Origin of the sequence: Streptomyces sp. NBRC 110028 (genome assembly GCF_001417735.1) — a bacterium.
Classification (GTDB): domain Bacteria; phylum Actinomycetota; class Actinomycetes; order Streptomycetales; family Streptomycetaceae; genus Streptomyces.
Genome location: NZ_BBUZ01000033.1, coordinates 48,980 through 70,881 on the forward strand (window position 1 = coordinate 48,980; position 21,902 = coordinate 70,881).

At 69.9% G+C, this 21,902-nt stretch carries 19 protein-coding genes and 1 pseudogene; 6 read left to right on the top strand and 14 right to left on the bottom strand.

What is annotated here, in order from left to right; genetic code table 11:
* Positions 1–116 precede the first annotated feature (116 nt).
* The 4 genes from ASC60_RS43195 to ASC60_RS25730 all read right to left on the bottom strand — a co-directional run bounded on the left by ASC60_RS43195 (position 117) and on the right by ASC60_RS25730 (position 3,383).
* Positions 117–392: a transposase gene (locus ASC60_RS43195; protein WP_234357147.1), complete on the bottom strand. Its 276-nt coding sequence runs from the start codon at positions 390–392 to the stop codon at positions 117–119.
* Positions 320–961 (bottom strand): IS3 family transposase, encoded by a 642-nt coding sequence (locus ASC60_RS43200; RefSeq protein WP_234357128.1) that lies wholly within the window; start codon positions 959–961, stop codon positions 320–322. Before ASC60_RS43200 ends, ASC60_RS43195 begins: the two co-directional genes overlap by 73 nt.
* A 460-nt stretch (positions 962–1,421) precedes the next feature.
* Entirely contained in the window at positions 1,422–2,183 is a 762-nt protein-coding gene (locus ASC60_RS25725; protein ID WP_055554931.1) for an SDR family NAD(P)-dependent oxidoreductase, read from the bottom strand.
* Between the two features lie 60 nt (positions 2,184–2,243).
* Positions 2,244–3,383 carry an acyl-CoA dehydrogenase family protein gene (locus ASC60_RS25730; protein WP_055554933.1) on the bottom strand — a complete coding sequence of 380 codons (1,140 nt, stop codon included), beginning with the start codon at positions 3,381–3,383 and terminating at the stop codon, positions 2,244–2,246.
* A gap of 90 nt (positions 3,384–3,473) precedes the next feature.
* Between ASC60_RS25730 and ASC60_RS25735 the strand changes: the two genes are divergently transcribed.
* The gene (locus ASC60_RS25735; protein ID WP_055554935.1) at positions 3,474–4,076 is read left to right on the top strand and encodes a TetR/AcrR family transcriptional regulator; all 603 of its coding nucleotides are present in this window, start codon (positions 3,474–3,476) and stop codon (positions 4,074–4,076) included.
* 191 nt (positions 4,077–4,267) lie between these two features.
* On the opposite strand, the pseudogene ASC60_RS43205 reads toward ASC60_RS25735, so the two are convergent.
* The 3 genes and pseudogenes from ASC60_RS43205 to ASC60_RS25745 form a co-directional block, all read right to left on the bottom strand.
* Positions 4,268–4,372 (bottom strand): annotated as a pseudogene (locus ASC60_RS43205) (XRE family transcriptional regulator); the annotation flags it as partial.
* A gap of 293 nt (positions 4,373–4,665) precedes the next feature.
* Complete coding sequence (locus ASC60_RS25740) at positions 4,666–5,796, bottom strand: glycosyl hydrolase 53 family protein (protein WP_234357129.1); 1,131 nt, start codon at positions 5,794–5,796, stop codon at positions 4,666–4,668.
* Positions 5,793–8,201: a glycoside hydrolase family 44 protein gene (locus ASC60_RS25745; protein WP_055554936.1), complete on the bottom strand. Its 2,409-nt coding sequence runs from the start codon at positions 8,199–8,201 to the stop codon at positions 5,793–5,795. Before ASC60_RS25745 ends, ASC60_RS25740 begins: the two co-directional genes overlap by 4 nt.
* A 231-nt stretch (positions 8,202–8,432) precedes the next feature.
* Between ASC60_RS25745 and ASC60_RS41780 the strand changes: the two genes are divergently transcribed.
* The 3 genes from ASC60_RS41780 (at position 8,433) to ASC60_RS25755 (ending at position 10,869) form a co-directional block, all read left to right on the top strand.
* Positions 8,433–8,606 carry a hypothetical protein gene (locus ASC60_RS41780; protein ID WP_159043312.1) on the top strand — a complete coding sequence of 58 codons (174 nt, stop codon included), beginning with the start codon at positions 8,433–8,435 and terminating at the stop codon, positions 8,604–8,606.
* Positions 8,607–9,139: 533 nt separating this feature from the next.
* Positions 9,140–10,033: a VOC family protein gene (locus tag ASC60_RS25750; RefSeq protein ID WP_159043313.1), complete on the top strand. Its 894-nt coding sequence runs from the start codon at positions 9,140–9,142 to the stop codon at positions 10,031–10,033.
* A 59-nt stretch (positions 10,034–10,092) separates the two neighbouring features.
* The gene (locus ASC60_RS25755; RefSeq protein WP_055554940.1) at positions 10,093–10,869 is read left to right on the top strand and encodes an SDR family oxidoreductase; all 777 of its coding nucleotides are present in this window, start codon (positions 10,093–10,095) and stop codon (positions 10,867–10,869) included.
* 8 nt (positions 10,870–10,877) lie between these two features.
* Here ASC60_RS25755 and mdlC read toward each other — a convergent pair whose 3' ends face one another.
* From mdlC to ASC60_RS25790, 7 genes are read right to left on the bottom strand one after another with little or no spacing between them, the layout of a single operon-like run.
* A complete protein-coding gene (gene mdlC, locus ASC60_RS25760; protein ID WP_055554942.1) occupies positions 10,878–12,464 on the bottom strand; it encodes a benzoylformate decarboxylase in 1,587 nt (528 codons plus the stop codon).
* Entirely contained in the window at positions 12,461–14,848 is a 2,388-nt protein-coding gene (locus tag ASC60_RS25765) for a xanthine dehydrogenase family protein molybdopterin-binding subunit (protein ID WP_063787210.1), read from the bottom strand. The genes mdlC and ASC60_RS25765 overlap by 4 nt, the downstream gene beginning before the upstream one ends.
* Complete coding sequence (locus ASC60_RS25770) at positions 14,845–15,309, bottom strand: (2Fe-2S)-binding protein (RefSeq protein ID WP_055554946.1); 465 nt, start codon at positions 15,307–15,309, stop codon at positions 14,845–14,847. Before ASC60_RS25770 ends, ASC60_RS25765 begins: the two co-directional genes overlap by 4 nt.
* Positions 15,306–16,166 (bottom strand): xanthine dehydrogenase family protein subunit M, encoded by an 861-nt coding sequence (locus ASC60_RS25775; RefSeq protein WP_055554948.1) that lies wholly within the window; start codon positions 16,164–16,166, stop codon positions 15,306–15,308. The genes ASC60_RS25770 and ASC60_RS25775 overlap by 4 nt, the downstream gene beginning before the upstream one ends.
* Entirely contained in the window at positions 16,163–16,366 is a 204-nt protein-coding gene (locus ASC60_RS25780) for a hypothetical protein (RefSeq protein WP_055554951.1), read from the bottom strand. The genes ASC60_RS25775 and ASC60_RS25780 overlap by 4 nt, the downstream gene beginning before the upstream one ends.
* A gap of 25 nt (positions 16,367–16,391) precedes the next feature.
* Positions 16,392–16,979: an aromatic-ring-hydroxylating dioxygenase subunit beta gene (locus ASC60_RS25785; RefSeq protein WP_055554954.1), complete on the bottom strand. Its 588-nt coding sequence runs from the start codon at positions 16,977–16,979 to the stop codon at positions 16,392–16,394.
* The gene (locus ASC60_RS25790) at positions 16,976–18,343 is read right to left on the bottom strand and encodes a Rieske 2Fe-2S domain-containing protein (RefSeq protein WP_159043314.1); all 1,368 of its coding nucleotides are present in this window, start codon (positions 18,341–18,343) and stop codon (positions 16,976–16,978) included. Before ASC60_RS25790 ends, ASC60_RS25785 begins: the two co-directional genes overlap by 4 nt.
* A 771-nt stretch (positions 18,344–19,114) precedes the next feature.
* Here ASC60_RS25790 and ASC60_RS25795 point away from each other — a divergent pair.
* Positions 19,115–20,365 carry a cytochrome P450 gene (locus ASC60_RS25795; RefSeq protein ID WP_055554958.1) on the top strand — a complete coding sequence of 417 codons (1,251 nt, stop codon included), beginning with the start codon at positions 19,115–19,117 and terminating at the stop codon, positions 20,363–20,365.
* 97 nt (positions 20,366–20,462) lie between these two features.
* On the top strand, positions 20,463–21,884 hold the full coding sequence (locus ASC60_RS25800; protein WP_055554960.1) for an aldehyde dehydrogenase family protein: 1,422 nt from the start codon (positions 20,463–20,465) through the stop codon (positions 21,882–21,884).
* Positions 21,885–21,902 lie beyond the last annotated feature (18 nt).

Sequence of the window (21,902 nt, forward strand, 5' to 3'; positions counted from 1 at the left end):
GGCGGCGGGTTCCGGCGCGCCGCCCCGGGTGGCGATGTACCGGGACGTGCTCGCAGCGGTGTGCCGTTCAGAAACGTGTCACTGCTGGTCATGCTTGAAGGATGTCAATATTCCGATCAGGCTGCTGAGCTGGGCGTTCCCTGTGGTTGGTGAGGCGGTCGGGGCGACGTGGTGTGGTACTCGTCGAGCAGTCCGCCAAGTACCTGACGGCGCCTGACCGTGGCGGCGGGCAGGGGGATGATGTTCGGGAGGTCGTCTGGGGCTCGTAGGTCGAGGCCGCGGTGGGCTCGTCCGGCGTTGTAGTGCTCGGCGTACCTGGTCAGGACCGTACACAGGTGTCGTTCGCCGGTGATGAGGAGTCGGTCGGTGCACTCGGCGCGGGCTGTGCGTATCCATCGTTCCGCGTAGGCGTTGGACCTTGTGGCGGAGTCGGGATGACAGCTGTGCCGTTGCCGGCGAAGACGGCGTCGAACGCGGCGGTGAACTTGCTGTCCCGGTCACGGATGAGGAACCGGAAGCACCCAGCCCTCTCCTGAAGGTCCATGAGCAGATTGCAGGCGAGTCGGGCGCCCCATGCACCGGTCGGGTGGGCGGTGACGCCCAGGACGTGAACGCGCCGGGTGGCGATCTCCATGACGAAGAAGACATAGAGACGTCGGAGGAAGACGGTCTCCACGTGCATGAAGTCGCAGGCGAGCAGCGTGTGGGCCTGGGCTTGGAGGAAGATGCGCCAGGTCTGCTGGGAGGCACGCTGCGGCGCGGGCGGTAGACCGGAGCGACGCAGGACGCGCCGGACCGTGGCGGCGGCGACCCGATGGCCGAGCCGTCGCAGTTCACCCTGGATCCTGACGTATCCCCACGTCGGGTTCTCTCGCGCCAGGCGCTGGATGAGCGCAGCTGTCTCTTCCGCCAGCGGTGGTCGGCCGGGTCCGACCGCCGTCTGGTGCCACTTCCAGGGCACCAGACGGCGGTGCCAGGTCAGCAGTGTGCCCGGGGGTGACCAGCCGATGGCGGCGTAAGGCAGGTGTCAGGTGCCGTGCGAGAGCGGAGAGCACTGCACGCTCGGCCCATGAGGGCCGCGGCCGCTGGACCTGTCGACGCAGCACACCAACCTCAGCCTCCTGCTCAAGGCGGGCGCGGACGCCACCAAGGCGTGCAACGGCGGCACCAAGGTGATCATCCACACCGCGAACGCGGACAGCGACGGAGGCGTGTCCTTGTGCGTCAGGCGCGCCCGAAGGGCCTGGCCACAGGCATCTCGTCAGCGGCCTATCCAACCGGATGCCGGTAGCCGAAAGGCAGCAGGAAACCTGGACCGAGAACTGGTTCCTCCGTCAGCTGCAATCCGCCGGGGACAGAGCCCAGCGCCGACAGTAAGTTCTTTCTGCTCTTTCTGCCGAGGTCCTTCGGAAAGGTGAAATTCACCGGGCACCCATCCGAAGGGCGCCGTCCATACGGATGGTCTCGCCGTTGAGGTAGTCGTGCTCGGCGATCACGGTGACCAGAAGCGCGTACTCGCTGGGCTGAGCGAGGCGTTGGGGGAAGGGCACGCTCCCCGCGAGGCTGGCTCGTACGTCGTCGTCAAAGCCGGCCATCATGGGGGTGTCCACGATGCCGGGGGCGATGGTGACCACGCGGATGCCGTGCCGGGCCAAGTCGCGGGCCGCGGTGACGGTCATGCCTGCGACGCCGGCTTTAGAAGCGGAGTAGGCGATCTGGCCGACCTGTCCTTCGAACGCGGCGATTGACGCGGTGTTGACAATGACCCCGCGCTGGCCGTTTCTGTCCGGCTCGTGCCGAGCGATCGTCTCGGCTGCCAGGCGCAGAACGTTGAAGGTCCCCAGGAGGTTGACCTTGAGCACGGTGTGGAAGAGGTCAAGGTTGTGCGGGCCGCCGCGACCCAGTATGCGAGCCGACGGAGCGATTCCGGCGCAATTGACAGCGAGTCGCAGTTCCGCGCCGTCGGTCTCGATGCGTGCCAGCGCCCGTCGGACCGGCCCCTCCTCGGTGACATCGGCGGCCAGCAGGGTGATGCCGTCCGGCTGCGGGCCGGCCGCGGTCACAGCCTTCTCGAGATCCAAGCCGTAGACAGCGGCACCGCGCGCGGCCAAGGCGGCGGCGGTCGCGGCGCCCAGACCCGAGGCCGCGCCGGTGACCAGCGCCGCGGTTCCGGAAAGGTCCATGGTTCTCCCTTGCGAAGGCCGTGAGGCTGCGGGATGAGGTGTTGACGGGGTGTTCGGGCGTCAGCGGGCGAGACAGCGGGTGATGACCAGTCGCTGGATCTGATTCGTGCCCTCGAAGATCTGCATGATCTTTGCCTCACGCATGTATCGCTCGACAGGGAAGTCGCGGGTGTAGCCGTAGCCGCCCAGTACTTGGACGGCGTCGGTGGTGACCTTCATCGCTGCGTCTGTGGCCACCAGTTTCGCGACGCTGGCCTGGCGGCTGAAGGGGCGTCCCAGGTCGTGCCGACGCGCAGCGTCCACATAGGTGGCACGGGCGGAGTCCACCGCGGCGGCCATGTCGGCGAGAAGGAAGCCCAGACCTTGATGATCGACGATCTTGCGGCCGAAGGTGGTGCGCTCGTTGGCGTAGGCGACGGCCGTGTCCAGAGCTGCCTGGGCGAGCCCAGTGGCGCAGGCGGCGATGCCCAGTCGCCCGCTGTCCAGGGCGCTGAACGCGATCTCAAGGCCCTGTCCCTCGTCGCCGATCAGTCGGTCGGAATCAATGACCGCACCGTCCCACATCGCTGAGGTGGTCGGGATGGCGTTCAGGCCCATCTTGCGTTCGGGCCGGCCGAAGGTGAGGCCCTCTGCCGCACCTGGCGCGAGGAAGCAGGAGATGCCACGAGTACCCGGCGCCGTTCGGGCGAAGAGGGCGTAGAAGTCGGCCTTGCCGCCGTGGGTGATCCACGCCTTGGTCCCGCTGATGCGGTATCCGTCTTCGACGCGTTCGGCCTTGCAGGTCAGGGCTGCCGCGTCTGAGCCGGCTTGGGGCTCGGACAGGCTGTAGCCGCCGAGGAGTTCGCCGGCCAGCATGCGGGGCAGCCAGCGTTCCTGCTGTGCCGAGGTGCCGAAGGCGTGCAAGGGGTGGCAGGCCAAAGTGTGCACACTGGTGGCCACTGCGACGGCGGCCCACTGGGTCGCCAGTTCTTCCAGAACTTGCAGGTATACCTCGTACGGCTGGCCTCCGCCGCCGTGCTCCTCCGGGTACGGCAGGCCCAGAAGTCCAGCCCGTCCGAGCAGCGCAAATAGCCCGTCCGGGTAGCGCTCGTCCACCTCGTGCTCCTCGACCCGTTTGCCGAGTTCCTTCTCGGCGAGTTCGCGGGCCAGGTCGATCAGATCCTCGGCCTCCTGCGTGGGAAGCATGCGGTCGACGGCCATCACAGCTCCAAGCGGTACTTAAAGCGGTACGTCAGTACCGCTCAAGGTAGCGCTTAATGGTCGTGGTGTCACCCCTGGGATACTTACCGGATGATCAAGGCCTCCCCACCAACCGGCCCGAAGCTCACAGGCCGGGGTTCCGCCCGGCGCTCCGAGCTGTTCGAGGAGCTCGTGGCACTGCTGACCGAGGAAGGTTTCGCCCGCTTCACTCTGGACGAGGTGGCGGCACGTCTTCGCTGCTCCAAGCGCACCCTGTACGGGTTGGCCGACAGTAAGGAGCAGCTGGTCCGCGCCGCGGTAGTGCACTTCTTCCGGGGAGCCACCGAGCGCGTCGAGGCCGCCGTGGCCGCCGAGAGTGATCCCGCGGCCCGGCTGGCGGCATATCTCCACTCCGTGGCGGCCGAGCTCGGCCCGCTGTCTCCTCAGTTCTTCGAAGATGTGGCCGTTTTCGAGCCTGCCGCGGAGATCTATGAGCGCAACACGCGCGCGGCCGCTCGCCGCGTGGAGCAGTTGATCGACGAGGGCGTCACAGCGGGTGTGTTCCGCGATGTGCACGTGGCGTTCGCCGCCGATGTCATCACTGCGGTGATGGTGCGGATCCAACAGCGCCAGGTAGCCGCAGCCACCGGCCTCGGCGATGCCGATGCCTACGCTCAGCTCTCAGAGCTCCTGATGCGCGGTTTGGCCCGCTAGTTGCACTGACCTGGAGGGCTGCCGAGTGGAGAAAGGGTGTGCGGGCTTCGGCTCGCCCGGTGCTGCTGGTGCAGGGCCGGGCGTCGGACCCGTTCCCTGAGCCGCCGCACACCCAACCTCATGCCCAGTGCGTTGAGGCGAACTCGGCGGCGGGTGAGCGATTGAAGTTGTTCGCGGACCTGAGCGTCCACTGTGGGGTGCGCGTCATCGCCTTCCGCGTCCAGGCTCGCGAGCAGGCGCAGCCCGTCCTCGGCGGGGCCGCCGGGGGCCGCGGAGAGCACAAGCAGCTCCATGCCCGGCCGCAACGCCCGCGACCCTCGCCGCCCCCGGGACCACGCCAGGGAGGGCGGGCACGCTACAGGTACCGTGTCGTGGACCGTGGACCGTGGCCCGCACCCAAACCCGAGGACATGTTGATCGAGCGGTCCGTGCCGGTTATCTCCGCTCCTGCCCGTCCTGACAAGACGCCGGTGTCGAAGCGGTGGTTGCGTACGTCCCAACGCCCAGGCAGCAGCGCACCCATCATCGCGCATAGTGGAGGCCCTGGGTAATCGGCCATGCGTGCGAATCGCCCGTCGCCTGCCCGGTGCTACGCGGTCCATCTGATGGCGGGGTTCAGTCGCCCGGTCCAGTTGAAGACGGCCATGTTGTCCCAGCCGTCCCCGCTGTTGTTGATGTCGGCCGGATCCCAGCCGTTGCCCGGGACCGCGTACCAGGTGGGCTCCCAGTAGAAGACACCGATCGCACCGGCGTTGCGGGCGGTGTTCTGTACGTCGGTGAAGTTGGCGGCCTGACCCGTCCAGGTGAGTGGATAGCCCGAGCAGCCGGAGGTGACCGAGTTGCCGGTGCTGTCGGCGTTCGCCGTGGTGAAGGGGTACGCGGTCTCGGTGATGACCACGTCCTTGCCGTACCGGGACCTCATGTCGGCGACGACGTCGTACAGGGTGGACAGCGTGCCGTGCCACATGCAGTAGTACGACAGCCCGGTGATGTCCCAGTTGACGCCCTTCGCCTTGATCCCGTCGTAGAACCAGCGCGCATGGGCGTCGCTGTCCGCGTTCGCGGTGTGGATGATCACCTTGGTGCCGCCGTCGCACGCCTTGGTGGCGTCCGCGCCCGCCTTGAGCAGGAGGCTGAGGTTGGTGAAGTCGTTGTTGACCACCTTGCCGTCGTTCCACAGCATGCCGACGTTGATCTCATTGCCGAGCTGCACGCTGTCCGGGGCGGTGCCCTGGGCCTTGAGGCTGGTGCAGACGTCGTAGGTGTAGTTGTAGACGTCGGTCTGCAACGCGCCGATGCCATGGTTCGCCCAGGCCGCGGGCTTGCGCTGATTGCCCGGGTCGGCCCAGGTGTCCGAGTAGTGGAAGTCGACCAGCAGCTTCAGGCCCTTTGCCTTGACCGCCCTTGCGTAGGCCAGCACCTTGGCCTTGTTGTTGTAGCCGCTGGCGGGGTTGTTCCAAAGCCGCAGGCGGACGTAGTTCACTCCGGAGCCCTTGAGGATGTCGAGCGGGTCCGCGGCATTGCCGTTCGCGTCGTAGTACGTGGCGCCGAGGTCGAGGGCCCGCTGCGCGGTCGACACATCGGCGCCGCGCATGCTGAGCGCGTTCGCGGCGGACGCTTCGGCCGGCACCGTGAGCAGGGCCGCCGCCAGGGCGATCACGGCGAGCAGGGCGACCTTGAGCGTGTGCGTGCGCCCGGGGCCGGGCCGGCACACGGTCACCGCGCTCTCCTCCGGTTCGGCACCGCCGCCGCGCCGGGGGCGTGGCCGGCCGGGGCCGCGATGTGGGTGGCGGCCGCGGTGCCGGGGGCGGTGCAGGGCTTGCCGTTCAGGGTGAAGTCCCGTGGCGCCCGGTTGCCGCCGGTGTAGGAGCCGTTGAAGCCGACGGTGGTGGAGGCGCCGGTGGCCAGGGTGGCGTTCCAGCCGGCGTCGTCGACGGTGACCGCGGTGGCGTCCTGGCGCCAGGTGCCGTTCCAGCCGCTTGCCACCTTCTGGTCACCAGTGAAGGAGAAGCCGAGGCGCCAGCCGTTCAGCGCGGGGCCCTTGTTGGTGATGGTGGCGGTGGCCGTGAAGCCGGTGCCCCAGTCGTTGCCCACCACGTAGCCGACCGTGCAGGTGGCCGCCGGGGCGGCGGCGGCGGTGGTCACCCGGACCGGGGCCGATGGCGGGGAGCTGCGGCCGGCGGTGTCCTTGGCCACGACACGGAAGGTGTACGCGGTGGCCGGGGAGAGCCCGGTGACGGTGGCGCTCGTGGCGGGGGCGTCGACCGTGGCGACCGGGGCGCCGGTGGTGTCGCCGGAGTACACCTGGTAGCTCGCCACCGGGGACGATCCGGCGGTGGACGCGCCCCAGGTGAGGGTGGCCCGGTCGGAGCCGACGGCGGTGGCGGACGGGGTGCCGGGCGCGGTGGGCGGCTTCGCCTCGGAGGATCCGGCGGGCAGGACGTACTCGGTGATGGAGTAGGCCGGGAAGGTGGTGGTGAAACCGCCGTCGGTCAGCGGCTGATCGGCCAGGTGCTTGATCGCGGTGACGTCGTCCTGGCCGTACCGGTAGACCTGCGCCGCGCCGCCCGGCGCGGTACTGCCGGTGATGGCCACCGGGGCGGTCAGATCGCCGGTGGTCTTGTTGACGACGATCACGGTCAGCGCCTTGTCGCCGCTGCGCTGGGCCGCGTAGACCGCGAGCTTGCCCTGGTCGGCGCTGGCGGCGTGGACCGAGGTGTCGCCGAAGGAGCCGCCGTCGCCGTCGTAGTTGCGGAACATGCGGAAGGCGAAGGCGCCCGGCTCGGTGGATGTGGGGGGATCCCACAGGGTGGCGAGGTCCAGCCCCTCCCGGCCGAAGATGCCGAGCACATCGGTCTGGGCGAGGGCCCCGTTGATGTGGTCCAGCGCGCCCCAGTTGTACTCGGTGATGGCGAGCTTGGTGCCCGGGTAGTTCTCCTCGACCAGGGAGCGCATGCGCGGGATGAACTGGACGGGCTGGTTGATCCAGCTCTCGTCCACGTACGTGGGGTCCCACAGCTGCCGTGTGGAGCGCAGCCGCAGCGCCTGGGTGGCCGCGTCCACGTTGTCGCCGAACACTCCGGTCTGCTGGGGGTAGATGTGCTCGTCGAAGTAGTCCAGGATGCGACGGTCGTGCGTCTGCTCGTACGCCTTCATCTGCTGGAGGTACCAGGGGGCGAACAGCTGCCCGCCGTGGGCCGCCCGGTCGGGCGGGTCGGACCAGCAGTCGCCGCCCTTCTCGTTGCACGTCTTCTGGTCCAGGCCGGAGTAGATCAGGGAGTTGAAGCCCCAGCCGACCGGGCCGAGGGTCTTCGCCCCCGGGTCGGCGTCCTTGATGGCGGCGGCGGTGGCGTAGGTGCTGTCGCGCATCTCGTCATAGCCCGTGCCCTGCGGGTGGACGTCCCGGTGGGTGCTCCACCACAGGTCGGGCTCGTTGTCGAGGTTGTAGAAGCGGACCCCGCCGTCGTCCGCGGTGCCGTAGGTGCGGTTCAGGTACTCCACCCAGCCCTTGGTGAACTCCGGACCTGCGGGGACGCTGGTCTCGGCCGGGTCGTTGCCGGTGACGTTCGTACCGTCGGCCTTCACACCGTTGCCGCAGTCCGGGCGCCACTGGGCGTCACTGGCCTTCTGCGGGCCGTACTTGGCGATGCTGAAGCCGCAGGCGGCGTTGCGGGCCGCGGTCGTCCAGCCGCTCATCGGCACGGTCAGCACGGTGTCGGTGCCGGTACGGCGGTTCTGCTCGACGAACTTGTCGGCCTCCGAGCCGTTCGGCATGTCCGCGGTGCCGTTCTCGTAGTACAGGTTCTCGAAGTACCAGTCGGCGCCCGCGTTGTACGCGTCGAGCTTGTAGTTGTAGCGGGTGGTGGCGTTGCCGCCCCACCGGCGGACCGGCAGACGCAGTTCCCGGGCCAGCGCCTCGTCGGCGAAGTTGATCCCGTAGATGTGCGGGTCGATCGCCTTACGGCCGGTGGTGGTGTCGACGCTGAGGGCGGGGCCTTCCGGGGCGGCGGAGGAGACGGCGGACCGCGCTCCCCCGCCCGGTAACGCGCTCGCCTGGCCGGGACCGGCCAGACCGGCGCCGGCCACCAGCAGCACCACGGCCACCGGCGCGGCTCTCGACGTCATACGCCTCGGTCTCGACGTCATACGCACGAACCTCCTTCTCAACGGCCGTGCCGACAGCAGGACCGGACGACAAGGGATGGGAGCGCTCCCATCTAGCGCATAGTCAGTGAAGCCCCCGGAAGTGTCAACCACCTCGACCGGCAGCATGGCAACGGTCGGTACGGCAAGCCGCCGGCGCGCCCCGGTGGCGTTCTTTGGCGCGCGGTGGGGCGCGGTCATGCGGGTGCCAGGGTGAGCAGTCCGCATCCGTCGGCTTTGCCGCGTCCGATTCTCCTCGGTGAGACGGCGCTGGAGCAGGTCGGCGTCGGTGATGGTGGCGGTGTCGTCGAAGCGGGTGCGGGCGTGGCGGATGAGGTGCTTGCCCTCGGCGTGTTCGCCGCGCGCTGTGTCCAGGGGGGCCTGTGAACGGTGTGGATGGTGAGGCCGCTTTGGCGGGCCTGGCGGATCCTGTGCGGCTCGGCTATTCATCGTTGCTGGTCAAACGCCCCACCCGGCGCCCCCACCGGACCCGACGCCAACTACCTCCCCAATCTCACGGACACCCACCTCCGGTCCTGGAGCCGGCCAGCCGCAGAGTCCTGCGCACCCGCATCCTCGGCGGCGTGATCAACGAGTACAGATATGCCGCTTGACCAGGAGCGACGATGATTCGAGCCCCACAGGGCCGGGCGTGAAACTCCGCAGCCTCCGACCAGCGGTCCGGCCGGAACACGGCGGGACGCACCGCCGCACAAGCCGCCTCGTCCGCCACCGCGCCCGGAACGAAAGGCACGGGAAAACCTCAATGGCCCGCGGTAACCGATAGCGATGCAAGAGGCCGATGAAAGGCTGAATCAGGGTAGTTCTTTCCGGGACGAGCAGCAGTATCGTTCTGATGGAAGCCGTTGAAGCCGAACTGCATCAGCCGGGGGATCCCTTTGATTACCCATGTCCGGAGCGTGGCGCTCGGCGTACCCGACCTCTCCGCCGCGCGCGAGTTCTTCCAGAAGCACTGGAAATTGGACCTCGTCGATACGGACTCGGACCGGGTGTTTCTCGGAGCCGGGTGCCAGGAGAACCAAGTGCTGCGGTTACGGGCCACCGCCGAGCCCCGGGTCGATCTGCTGTGCCTGGCCGCGGCCACCGACGCGGATGTGGACGCGATCGCCGGGCGAGTGGCGGCACACCCGCTCGGCCGCCTCGTCAGCGAGCCTGCCACCTGTGATGATGTGGGTGGCGGTTACCGGTTCCGGTTCCTTGACTGCGAGGGGCGCACGGTCGAGGTGTCGTCCCGGGTGGCCGCGCGGGCGTTCCGGTCCGTCGAACCGGGCGAGGGCAGGCCGACCGGGATCAGCCACGTGGTGCTCAATACGTCTGATCTGCGGACCGCGCTGGCCTTCTACCAATCGATATTCGACCTCAAGGTGAGCGACTGGGTGGAGGACATCATGGTATTCCTCCGATCCGGAACGGCCCACCACATGCTCGCGTTCACCCGCGCACCGCACACGTCACTGAACCATGTCGCCTTCGAATTACGCGGGATCGATGAATTCATGCGAGCAACCGGCGCCATGGTCAGGAAGGGGTACTCACCGCTGTGGGGGCCGGGCCGGCACGGGGTCGGTGCGAATACTTTCACGTATTTCCAGGAACCCGTATCGAGATTCGTCGCCGAATACACCACGGGGATGCTGCGGATCGACCCCGACCACGAGTGGACTCCCCGCGTCTATCCGGGCAACGCGCAGACCAGTGACACCTGGGGGGTGGCATCGCCGCGTGACGACGCGGTGTCGGCGAACCTCCTGGGCTGCCCGGACACGGGATTGTGGCAGCCGCCACCGGTGTGACCGGGAGGGGACCGGAGAACGAGGAGTGAGGGATGGCGAGATGAGGAGGGGACAGCCGCATGGGAGGCGAAGGTGGACGGCGGATGGAGCGGGAGCCGGTTGCCGTGGTGACGGGGGGTACCTCCGGAATCGGCCGTGCCGTCGTGGCCGACCTGGCCGCACACGGCTACCGGGTTGTCGTGCTCGACCGAGACGCTCCCGTGGACGGCGACTCGGACAGGGTGCGGTGGGTTGTCGGCGACGTACGCGACCCCGATGCGAACGATCACGTGGTGGACGCCGCGTTGACCCGCTTCGGAGGGCTGGACCTGTTCGTCGGGAACGCGGGGGTTCACGACGGCGGGGTCGGGGTGCGCGACGTCGGCGGCGCCGAGCTGGCCGAAGTGGCCCGGTATGTGCTCGACGTAGACGTCGTCGGCTACCTGCTCGGGGCACGGGCTGCCGCCAGGAGCCTCTCGGACAGTGGGGGGTCGATGGTATTCACCCTGTCCGACGCCTCCTTCCTCGTGCGTGGCAACGGCGCGGGCATCGCGTACGCCGCCGCCAAGCACGCGGCGCTGGGGGTGGTGCGCCATCTGGCCGCCGACCTGGCGCCCGCGGTCCGGGTCAACGCCGTGGCCCCGGGTGGGATCGTGACCGGGCTGCGCACGGTGGACGGTCGGCAGGTCTACGCCGACCCTGACGAGATCACGGCGACGGTGCGGGCGTTCAACCCGCTGGGCGTGATGCCGCGCGCCGAGCAGGTCGCCCCGCTCTACCGGTTCCTGGCGTCCCCCGCGGCAGCAGGCATGACCGGTGAGGTGCTGCGCCCCGATGGCGGCCTGACCGTGCGGTAGGGCGTGGCTCACCCGTTCACCACCACGTCGAGCACGTGGGGGCCGGTGGCGGTGAGCGCGGTCCTCAGCGCGGGCACCAGTTCGGCCGGGTCGTCGACGCGTGTGCCCGCGCACCCCTGGGCGGTGGCGAGTGCGGCGAAGTCCAGCCCGCCGAGCGTCGTGCCCACCGGTTTGCCCATGCCCAACCGTTCAGCGAAGCCCTCCACCGTGGCGTAACGGCGGTTGTTCACCACGATGACGGCAATCGGGAGACGTAGCCGGGCCGCCGACCACAGCGCTTGGATGGCGTACATGGCGGAGCCGTCGCCCACCAGGGCGACCACGCGGGTCCCCGGCCTGCCCAGCGCCATGCCGACCGCTGCGGGAAGTCCGTGTCCCAGCGCGCCGCTCGCGGTCGTGTAGAAGGTTTCGGGACCCAGGTTGGGCAGGTAATCGCACATCACGGGCCGGGTTCCGGGGGCCTCCTCGACCACGACGCAGCCCACGGGCCGTTCCTCCGCAAGGGCGTGCATCAAATGGGCCTGGGAGATCCGGTCGGCGGAGGGCACGGGCGGCTTTGCGGGCTGCCGGGCGGGCGGCGGTGTGCGCGGCCGCCTCGGCGGGTGGGCGCCAAGCATTCGCAGCGCGGGCGCCAGACCGGTGATGACAGCGGTTCCACTCGGGCACCAGGACGCCTGTTCGGGGTCGTCGGTGAGCAGGCAGAGGTCGGCCCCGGGCGGGAGGTGCGGGCCGGTTCCCGGCACATGGTAGGTGAACACCGGTGCACCCACCGACAGCACGAGGTCGTGGCCGGTCAGCTCGCGAACGATGCCCTCGCGCACCGGCGGCAGGAAGCCGGCGAACAGCGGGTGCAGTTCGGGGAAGGCGCAGCGGTGGGACATCGGTTCCGCCCAGACCGGCGCCTGGTGCGCCTCGGCCAGCGCCACCAGGTCGGGTACGGCCTTCTCGCGGTCGACCCCGGCCCCCGCGATGAGGACGGGCGACTCCGCGCGCGCCAGCGCCTGGCCGACGCGGGCGAGCAGGCCGGGGTCCGCGGCCACGGTGGTGCTTGTCAGCCTGGCAGTGACGGGTGGTTCGGCGGGGTGGTCCCAGTCGTCGCTCGGGACGGATACGAGCACGGGCCCCGCGGGCGGAGCCGTCGCGAGGTGCCGGGCGCGGGAGATGGCCGACGGCACGTCCTGGGCGCGGGCGGGCTCGCGACTGAGCTTGACGTACGGGCGGGGCAGCGTGGCCGGGTCCTCCGACAACAGGTACGGGTGGCCCTCCAGCAGCGAGCGCGCCTGCTGGCCGGCGACGACCACCAGCGGCGTCCGATTCCGGCGAGCGGTGAACAGCGCGCCCATCGCGTGCCCCACCCCGGCCGCCGAGTGCAGGTTGACCAGCACGGGACGGTGGGTGGCCTGCGCGTACCCGTCGGCCATCGCCACCACCACCGATTCCTGAAGGCCCAGCACGTACCGGAAGTCGTCGGGAAAGTCGCGCAGCATGGGGAGCTCCAGCGACCCGGGGTTGCCGAAGACGGTGGTCATGCCCTCCGCGCGCAGCAGGTCGAACACCGCCTCACGCACTGTTGTGGTCTCGCCGGAGTGTGTCATCGGACGCCGCCTTCCGCCGTGATGCCCGCTGCTCGCAGCGCCGCGCGGACGCGCGACGGAGTCAGGGGGAGCGAGGTGAGGGTGTGTGCGATCTCCGGAACCGCGGCGGCGACCGCGCAGGTGACCGCCGCGGGCGGCAGGATGGTGCCGCCCTCTCCGAGGCCCTTGAACCCACCGGGGATCGCTGTGCTGGGAGTGCAGGTGTGCTCGATGACGAGGTCTTCGGGAATGTCCTGGTCCGCGGGGATGGTGTACTCCCGGAAGGACCGGGTCACGGGGACGCCCTCGGTGTCGGTCCTGGCCTCCTCGGTGAGGGCCTGTCCCAGTCCCTGGGCGATCCCGCCGGCAATCTGTCCGTGCGCGATCAGGGGGTTGACCAGCACGCCGCTGTCATGAACGGCCCAGTAGCCGGTCACCGTGACACGCCCGGTGCCGACATCGACCGTAACCTCGGCGGCGTGCGCGCCATGGGCGAAGGTGAGCTGCGGCGGGTCGAAGTCCACCGCCTCTTCCAGCCGTATCCGGTCGGTACTCTTCCTGGTCCCCCATCCCCGGTAGCCGCGGTGGGCGACCTCGCGCCAGGTGATCCGCGCGCCGCCGGTACCGTGAAAGGCCGCGTCCGGGGACGACGGGCCCGCATGGGAGGGGATCCGCTGGGTCACCCGGTCGGGATCGGTGCCCAGGAACCCGGCAGCCAGTGTTCTCATCCGCTCGGCGAGCCGCCGAGCGGCGATGAGCAGTGCGCCGCCCGCGAGCGTCAGAGCCCGGCTTGCCTGGGCGGACAGATCGGAGTGCGGGGCGGTGTCGGTGTCCCCGAGTTCGACCCGCACCCAGTCGAGGGGTACGCCCAGCCCCTCGGCTGCGATCTGGGCCAGGCTGGTCTCGATGCCCTGGCCGACCGCGATCACCCCGGAGTAGGCGGTAACGGTCCCGTCGTGATTGATCCGCAGCCGCACTCCCTCCCAGCCGCTCCACGCGATCCCGAACGCTTCGAGCAGAGCCGAGGGCGCGAACGCGCTGATCTCCACCGCGGCCACGACTGCGGTGGCCCGGCGCACCCACGGCGGGTCCGAGGGGGGCGGGCGCTCGGCCAGCGTGGCGGCACGGCGCAGTGCGGCACCGTAGTCGCCGCTGTCGTAGGTGAGCCCGGTGTACGTGGTGTGCGGCAGTTCCTCCGGCCGGATCAGGTTGCGCAGTCTCAACTCCAGTGTGGACACGCGGAGTTCGCGGGCCGCTTCGTCAATGAGCCGTTCGCGGATGAACGCCGCTTCCTGCATGCCGTACCCGCGGTAGGCGCCGGTGGGGACGCGGGTGGTGTACACCCCGGTGACGGTGGCCGCGGCGGCGTCCACGTGGTACGGGCCCTGGAGGGTCAGGGCGGTCACCTGGTGCGGTCCGCTGCCCGCCTGGGTCGCGTACGCACCCAGGTCCGCGAGGATGTGCGCGTCGAACGCGAGGAACCGGCCCTCGGAGTCGATGGCGAGGCGAGCGGTGGTCCGCTGGCCCCGCCCCTGATAGGCGCCGGTGAGGTTTTCCGTGCGCGACTCCACCCAGCGCACCGCGGCGCCCAGGGCGACCGCGGCCGCGCACACCATCGCCTCGTCCGGGTAGAGCAGGACCTTGCTGCCGAACGACCCGCCCACGTCGGGCGCGATGACGCGCACCCGGTCCGCACGCATCCCCAGCACGGTGCAGAGGTCCTGGCGCATGGAGTGCGGGGACTGGCTGCTGGCGTGCACGGTGAGCAGTCCGGTGCCCGGGTCGTACTCGGCCAGCACACCGCGCGGCTCCAGGGGGGAGTGGTTCACCCTCGGCAGGGTGAACTCGCGTTCCACGACCAGTTCCGCTCGTGAGAAAGCCGTGGCGATGTCCTCCTCGGGAGAGCCGAAGCGAATGCTCCCCGCCTCGTTGCCGACGGCGCCCGGCACGATGAGCGGCGCTTGCCCGGCCAGCGCGTCGGCGATGGTGACTGCCGGAGGCAGGGGATCGAGGTCGAGCCGTACGGCTTCGGCCAGGTCCTCGGCCGCGGTCGGCGTGTCCGCGACGACAATGCCCAGCGGCTGCCCGGCGTAACGAGCGGTGTGCGTGGCGACGGGGATGTGGTCCTCCGGCTGGCCGGGCAACCGCCAGACGGTGGGGATCGGTGCCGTGCGCTCGGCGAGGTCGTCGGGGCCCAGCACGAGTGCGCAGCGCGGGTCGTTCCTGGCGGCGGTGGCGTCGAAGCCGACAACCCGCGCGTGCGCGAGCGGGCTTCGCACAAGCGTCGCGTACAGCGATCCCGCCGCGCGCAGGTCGGCGAGGAACCGGCCGTGCCCGCGCACCAACCGGTCGTGGTGGTGGGGCGGAACGGGCCTTCCGATGTGGTGGTGCCGCGTCCCGCTCATCGGTCGGTCCCCGAGTCACCGCAGATCCCGCGAAGCGCGGCGCGGATGCCGCCGTAGCCGGTGCACCGGCACAAGTGCCCGGCCAGCACGTCCTCTTCGCTACCGCCGCGGTCGGCGGCGTGGGCCATCCGCACCACCAGGCCGGGGGTGCAGAATCCGCACTGGAGGCCGTGCTCCTCGATGAGGGCCCGTTGCGCCCTCGTCAGGTCACCGCCGGCGGCGACGCCCTCCACCGTGCTGACCTCCCGGCCGTCGGCCTGCACCGCGAGGACGAGGCAGGAGCAGACCGGGTCCCCGTCGAGCAGCACGACGCAGGCGCCGCAGTCCCCGGTACCGCAGCCGACGTGCGTGCCGGTCAGCCGCAGCGCGGTGCGCAGGTGTTCGGCCAATGTGGTGTGGTTCCAGGCGTCCTCGGTGCGCACGACCCCGTTGACCCGTACCGTGACCGTCCGGACGCTCATCGTCCCTCCCGGCCGGCTCGCGCCGACAGCGCTCGCAGGAGCAGCACACCGGCCACCTCGGCCCGGTACTCCTGGTCCTCGTATCCAGGGCCTCGGGCCGCCTCCCGTGCTACCGAGGCGACCAGCTCCGGGTGCGGTCCGGTGACGGGGCGGCCTGCGAGTGCGGCCTCGACGCCGGGCAGCCGGGCAGGGACGGGCCCGCACCCGGTCACCACCACGCGTGCGGTCCGGACGAGACCGTCGGCGACCTGGAGCCCCAGGCACACGCCGACGACGGGGTACCCGGTGCTGCCACGCGTGCACAGCTCACTGAACTCGTACGCGAGCCCATCGATGCGGGGGAAGGTGACCTCTGTCAGCACCTCGTCCCGCGCCCGGACCGTGGTTCCCGCACCGGAGGCGAACCGGGCCGCGGGAACGGACCGCGCACCGCGCACCGACCGCAGTACCACGTCGGCGCCGAGAGCGACCGCGACCGCAGGCAGTGCGGCGGCCGGGGCCGCATGGCACAACGAACCGCCCAGCGTGGCACGCACACGGATGTGCGGATGGGCCACCGAGGCGGCGGCGGAGGCCAACACGGGCAGCGCCCTGGCCAGTTCCGCGTGCTGCTCCAGATCACGCAGTCTGGTCATCGCGCCGATCCTGACGCGGTCGGGACCCACGTCGATCCCCGCGAGAGCGGATATCCCGTTCAGGTCCACGACCACGTCCGGGCGTATCTCTCGGCGGGTCAGCAGAGGGACCAGGCTCTGCCCCCCAGCCAGCGGTGTCACCGTCAGGCCCGGGGCGTGAAGCGCGCGCAACGCGTCGTCGACGGTCGTGGGTGCGGTGTAGTCGAACGCGACGGCCGTCATGTGGGCGCCCCCTCCTGTACGGCGGCGCGCACCACGGCGGTGACCGCCGAGGGGGTCAGGGTGCACAACGCGTCCAGGACGGTGGCGTCGAGCAGCGCACGGTGTCCCGTGCGCTCGGACACCAGCAGCAGCCGCCGGCCGTTGCCGGTCGGATGCAGCAGGACGTCGACCGCCGCCGACTCGCACGAGACCCTGCACAACAGGACATCCTCCCGGGGTTCGCCTTCACACGATGACGGAGAGCTGTTCATGGGTGGCGACCTCCACGTCTAGCAGGACACACCTGCGCAACAACAGCCAGCGCCCGTGGCGCTCGCGGAGCAGGTCCCGGCGGGCGGCGCTGATGAGCACGGTGTGCTCGACTCCCCGGTTACTGGTGACCAGGAGATTGGCGTCGGCCCGCACTACGCCGGCGGCGGGTGCGTCGAACACCCGCACCGAGCCGATGAAGTGACGCGTGGTGGCGGCCGGCCGGTCCGACCACGCCGGGAACAGTCCGACACGGCCGAACTTCAGCTCGAGCACCCGCTTGGAGGCCTCGAACAGCACGGCGCCCCGGCTGTGCCGGGGCAGCGCGGGGTCCTCCCGCAGCAGCGGCACCGGGATCTCGTAGCGGAAGGCGGGATCGAGCATGTCCAGCCAGCGCTGGTGCTCGCCCTCGTCCAGCGCGGCGCTCTCCTCCGTGAGCACGGCGGTGATCTCCGCGTCGAGGCCGGTGAGCCGTGGGCCGCGGTCGGGAAACGGGCATCGGGCCAGCTCCTCGGCGCAGGCGACGAACTGTGCCGGGGGGCGCGGGTCAGGCTGGTCGATCACGGCAGTTCCCCCATCAACGTCGACCAGCGCCGGTAGAAGGCGCGCTGGTTGTGCTCGCTGAGGGTGGCGACCTCGGCCGTCGCCGGCCCCGGGAACCCCCGGGCCGGGGTGGACCGGCCGATACCGAGGGTCAGGTCCACGGGCCCTCCCCGTCCCGGTGCCGAGCGGGTGAGGGCGGCATCGATCCGGGCGAAGTTCTCGAAGTCGTCCATCTCGAACAGGATTCCGCCCGCGGACTGGGTGCGTGCCTGGAAACGGTAGGAGCGGCGCCGCCATTCCGGGTCCATCGCGGTGGGCACGAGCGTCCAGTACAGGCACTCGGTCTCGCGGGCGTTGACCGGCACATGGGCGCGGACGACCAGGTAGCGGGTCAGCGGATCGGTGTCCTCACCCACAGCGCGGTCATGCGCGACGGTGAGGAACACGGTGTTCGGGAACACCACCCCGTGCGCGACCTCGCAGTGCGAGGTGAACCGCACCTGTTCCGGGGTTTGCGCCGCGGCCAGTTCGGCCCAGCGCTCGGGCGGGTAGCCGGGGAACTGCGGGGCGGTGAGGTCCCTGTCGTCGATAGAGCGCCCGCTCTCGACGACGTAGCCCGCGCGCACGCTGTGCCCGGCCGCGGTCGCAATGTTGACCGCGACGAGGTCGGTTCCCGCGCGCCCCCGGGTGCCGTCGGCCAGGGTGTCACCGTAAATACCCTGGTCGAGCGCGATCTGGTGAGTGGTCCGCATGTGGTAGCCGTCGCCCGCGAAGTTGTCCGTGGGGATCTTCCAGTTGCCCTTGGCGCGCACGCGCTGCGGGGGGCCGCAGACCTCCCACTCTCCTGCCCCACAGTCGAGGATGGCGTCGAGGTACCAGGCGATCTCGCCGAGGTAGTCCTTCAGGGCGGGGGCTTCGGGGTCCCAGGTGGCGAACAGGAACCCGCGCCGGCACACCACGCGCGCAGTGGGCAGGCCGTGACGGGTGTGGTCGAAGTCCGGTGGGTACCCCGACCGGAGCGCGGGCACGCCGACCAGCCTGCCGTCGTTGGCGAAGGTCCAGCCGTGGTAGCTGCACCGAAGGTGTGCGGTGTTGCCCAGGCTCGCACGGCACAGGCGGGTGCCCCGGTGGGTGCATGAATTGTGCAGCGCGCGTACTTCGCCGTCTTCTCCTCGGACGACGACGACCTCGTCCCGGCCGAGCACGCGCAGGACGTAATCGCCCGGCTCGGGCACCTCGTCAGCGAATCCGAGAAATTGCCAGGAAGGGTAGAAAACGCGATCGTATTCAGTGTCGAGGATGTCGCTGTCAATAAATGCCCGGCGACCGATTGCGCGCACGAAAGCATCAACTCCGAACGGCATGCATCCCTCCCGAAGGGCCATTTCGCGACAGGGTGAACCGCGCATCATGCAGCGAGGGACACCCGTTCCGGAAAAGCGGATCGCGTAAACGCTGCAAGGGTCAGGACAAGAAGGACGACAGGGGGGACGTACAGACGCGAGTCCCGCCAGGCAGTCGCATCGCAGGTCACTACCGGATGAGGACTCCGGGTCCCGCCAGACAACGGAGTGCCGCTCACCGGAAAGCCATGCTAAATGCGGCGACTTGGGCACGCAAGGGCCGGTCCTCAGGACCGTGTGCCACCCGCCCCGATCGCCCCGGCACGCCTCCGCTCCCGCGTGACGGCCGGACCCTCATGCCCTTTCCCCTGGTCGCGAGGGGTGTGGCGGTGGGTGCGGGAGCCCTCGGACGGCAGGCCGACCGCGTCGGGCCGCCGGCTGCACAGAAACGGCAACCGCCTCAACTGAGCCAGGTGAACCGGCCGTTCGTTGGCGATATCCGACCGCTTTTCCCGCGGGCCGACGCCTCCCTGCACGGGTCTTCAGCCTCGTCGGCGCGCACCTCTGCCCCCCTGTCGGCGACCTGTGAGGCGGCGCCTGTAGGCCCGTCGAAGCTGACTGAAAAGCAACCGTAATTCCGTCTGAAAACCAGAAGCGAAAGACGGGATCCCGGCGCCTTGAAGCACGCCAGAAACATATATTACGGTGACACCGCGAGATTCACGGATTTATGTTCCGGCTCCGATCCCGGTGTCAACTCCGGCCCTATCGGATGCCCAGTGTCCTCCCACCTACCTCTTGGGAGTCCTTGCTGTGTCACTCGACCTGACAGCCATCGATGACTTCTCCCACAACAACGTCCAGTACATCGAGGACCCGTTCTCCTTCTACGCGCTGATGCGCGAGCACAGCCCGGCCCACATGTCCGGAACGATCTTCGGTGGCACCTGGCTGATGTTCCGGTACACCGACTGCGCGCGCCTGATGAAGGACGAGCGGCTGTCCAACGCACGCTCGGCGGTCCCCTTGCGGTTCCTCCCGCCCGAGCAGCGCGAGGAGTTCGCGGACATGCTCGACATCTACGGACGCTGGCTGGCGTTCCACGACGGCAAGGAGCACACCCGTAACCGCCGGCAGGCCAACCGGGGCTACGTGCCGTTCACCGACGAGTACCTCGAGCCGCGCATCCAGGGCATCGTCGACGGACTGCTCGACCGGGTCGACCCCACCGGGTTCGACCTCATATCGGATTTCGCCTTCCCGCTGCCCGCGATGGTGATCGCCGATGTGCTCGGCGTCCCCGTCGAAGCACACGCCGACCTCAACCGCTGGACGGATGACATCGCGCACCTGTTCGGCTCGACCTCGGTTTCGGTGGAGCACCTGCGCCGGACCAGGAAAAGCACCCAGCAACTCGCCGACTTCCTGGCGTCCGAGGACAACGCGCGCCGCTCGCGCGCCGCGGGCGGGTTGCTGCACCACTTACGGGAGATCGAGGTACACGGGCACCGCTTCTCCGAGCGCGACGTGATCGCGCAGGCGGCACTGCTGCTGTTCGCGGGCGTGGCGTCCATCCGCTATCTCATCGGCAACAGTGTGCACGCCCTCGCCGCCGTCCCCACCGCCGAGCGGGACCTGCTGCTGCATCCAGGCTCCGTGGGCCCCGCCGTCGAAGAACTGCTGCGCGTGTGCACACCGGTCTCGTTCGTCGGACGAGTCGCGGGTGAGGACTTCGATTACACCGCTTCCGACGGGACCGTCGTCCCGCTGCGCAAGGGGCGGCCCCTGCTGCTGTACGTGGCCTCGGCCAACCGCGACCCCGACGTCTTCGACCGCCCGGACGAGCTGGTCCTCGACCGTCCGCTGCCCAACCCACACCTCACCTTCGGCATCGGCCGGCACCTCTGCTTTGGTGACCCGCTCGTGCGTCAGACGACCCGGATCGCGCTGAGTGCCCTGTACCGCAGGTGGCCGGACCTGCACGTGCCGCCCCAGGAGACCAACTGGAACAACAACCTCGGCTTCCACGGCTTCACGTCGCTGTGGGTCACCGGCGGCCGCTGAACACCGGACCGGACCGGTCGCCGCTCGTCCGCCACCAGCGGCAGATCCACCTCACCGCCCACAACGGACTCCTCGGAGCCGACAGGAGAACACCGCCGTGACAGCACCCACCGTTCGCAACGTCATCAACGCCAAGCGGGCCGATCCGGTCCCGGGCACCGAACACATCGAGGTGCTCGACCCGTGCACCGGCGACGCTCACTTACGCGTACCCAGCACCGGAGCAGAGGACGTCGACCGCGCCATGCGCGCGGCGGCGTCGGCCTTCGTGGAGTGGTCGCGGAGCACGCCCAGGGACCGCCAGTCCGCACTGCTGGAGCTGGCCGACGCCGTCACCGGGCAAGCCGCCGAGTTCAGCGAGGCGGAGCTGCGGGACACCGGAAGCCGGGACGCCGCGGGCGAGATCCGCGGGATCGTCGACGAACTGCACTTCTTCGCCGGTGCCGCGCGGCTGCTCGACGGTGTGGCGGGTGGCGAGTACGCGCCGAAGCACACCTCCTATACCCGGCGCGAACCGGTGGGAGTGTGCGCGCAACTCGCCCCGTGGAACTTTCCGCTGCTGATGGCGGTGTTGAAGGCGGCTCCGGCGATAGCCGCCGGGAACACCGTCGTGCTCAAGCCCGCGCACACCACCCCTTCGTCGGCGCTCATGCTGGCCGACCTCGCCGCCCGAATCCTGCCACCCGGCGTGCTCAACGTGGTCTGCGGCGGCCCGGCGACGGGGCGCCTCATGGTCGAGCACCCCGTTCCCGCCGCGGTCTCGCTGACCGGATCGGTGGCGGCCGGTGTAGACGTGGCCACCCGCGCCGCCGCCACGCTCAAACGCACCCACCTCGAACTGGGCGGCAAGACCCCGGTCCTCGTGTGCGCCGACGCCGACATCTCCGACGCCGCGCGGACCATCGTCACCGGGGCCGTCACCAACGCGGGGCAGGACTGCACGGCCGCCAGCCGGGTCCTGGTGGTCGACGCGGCGCACGCGCCGCTGCTCGAGGCGCTCGTGGCGGAGGCCTCGACACGGCGCCCCGGTCCGCCCTCGGAACCCGGCAGCGCGTACGGGCCGCTGAACAACCCCGAGCAACTGGCGCATGTGCGGGGGTGCGTCGAGGCGCTGCCGCCGCACGCACGGGTGGTCACGGGCGGCCACGAGGTGGGCGACCGAGGCTTCTTCTACGCCCCCACCGTCATCGACGGAGTGCGCGGGGACGACGACATCACTCGTACGGAGATCTTCGGCCCCGTGATCACCGTCGAGCGCTGCACCGACGAAGCGGACGCCCTGCGACGGGCCAACTCCTCGCCGTACGGCCTCGCTTCCGCCGTCTGGACAACCGATCATCAAAGGGCGATGCGGCTTTCGGCGGAGCTGGCCTACGGCACCGTATGGGTCAACACCCATCTACAGTTTCCCTCGGAACTGCCGCACGGCGGCTTTCGCCAGTCGGGCCACGGCAAGGATCTGTCACGATACGGTTTCGAAGCGTACACACGGATCAAGCAAGTGACGCATCGTCTGTAGCAGTTGGTTGAGGAGATC

Coding starts and splice junctions, on each gene's coding strand:
- ASC60_RS25725 (WP_055554931.1), bottom strand. CDS start 2,183: ATGGACCTTTCCGGAACCGCGGCGCTGGTCACCGGCGCGGCCTCGGGT.
- ASC60_RS25730 (WP_055554933.1), bottom strand. CDS start 3,383: ATGGCCGTCGACCGCATGCTTCCCACGCAGGAGGCCGAGGATCTGATC.
- ASC60_RS25735 (WP_055554935.1), top strand. CDS start 3,474: ATGATCAAGGCCTCCCCACCAACCGGCCCGAAGCTCACAGGCCGGGGT.
- ASC60_RS25745 (WP_055554936.1), bottom strand. CDS start 8,201: ATGACGTCGAGAGCCGCGCCGGTGGCCGTGGTGCTGCTGGTGGCCGGC.
- ASC60_RS25755 (WP_055554940.1), top strand. CDS start 10,093: ATGGGAGGCGAAGGTGGACGGCGGATGGAGCGGGAGCCGGTTGCCGTG.
- mdlC (WP_055554942.1), bottom strand. CDS start 12,464: ATGACACACTCCGGCGAGACCACAACAGTGCGTGAGGCGGTGTTCGAC.
- ASC60_RS25765 (WP_063787210.1), bottom strand. CDS start 14,848: ATGAGCGGGACGCGGCACCACCACATCGGAAGGCCCGTTCCGCCCCAC.
- ASC60_RS25770 (WP_055554946.1), bottom strand. CDS start 15,309: ATGAGCGTCCGGACGGTCACGGTACGGGTCAACGGGGTCGTGCGCACC.
- ASC60_RS25775 (WP_055554948.1), bottom strand. CDS start 16,166: ATGACGGCCGTCGCGTTCGACTACACCGCACCCACGACCGTCGACGAC.
- ASC60_RS25790 (WP_159043314.1), bottom strand. CDS start 18,343: ATGGCCCTTCGGGAGGGATGCATGCCGTTCGGAGTTGATGCTTTCGTG.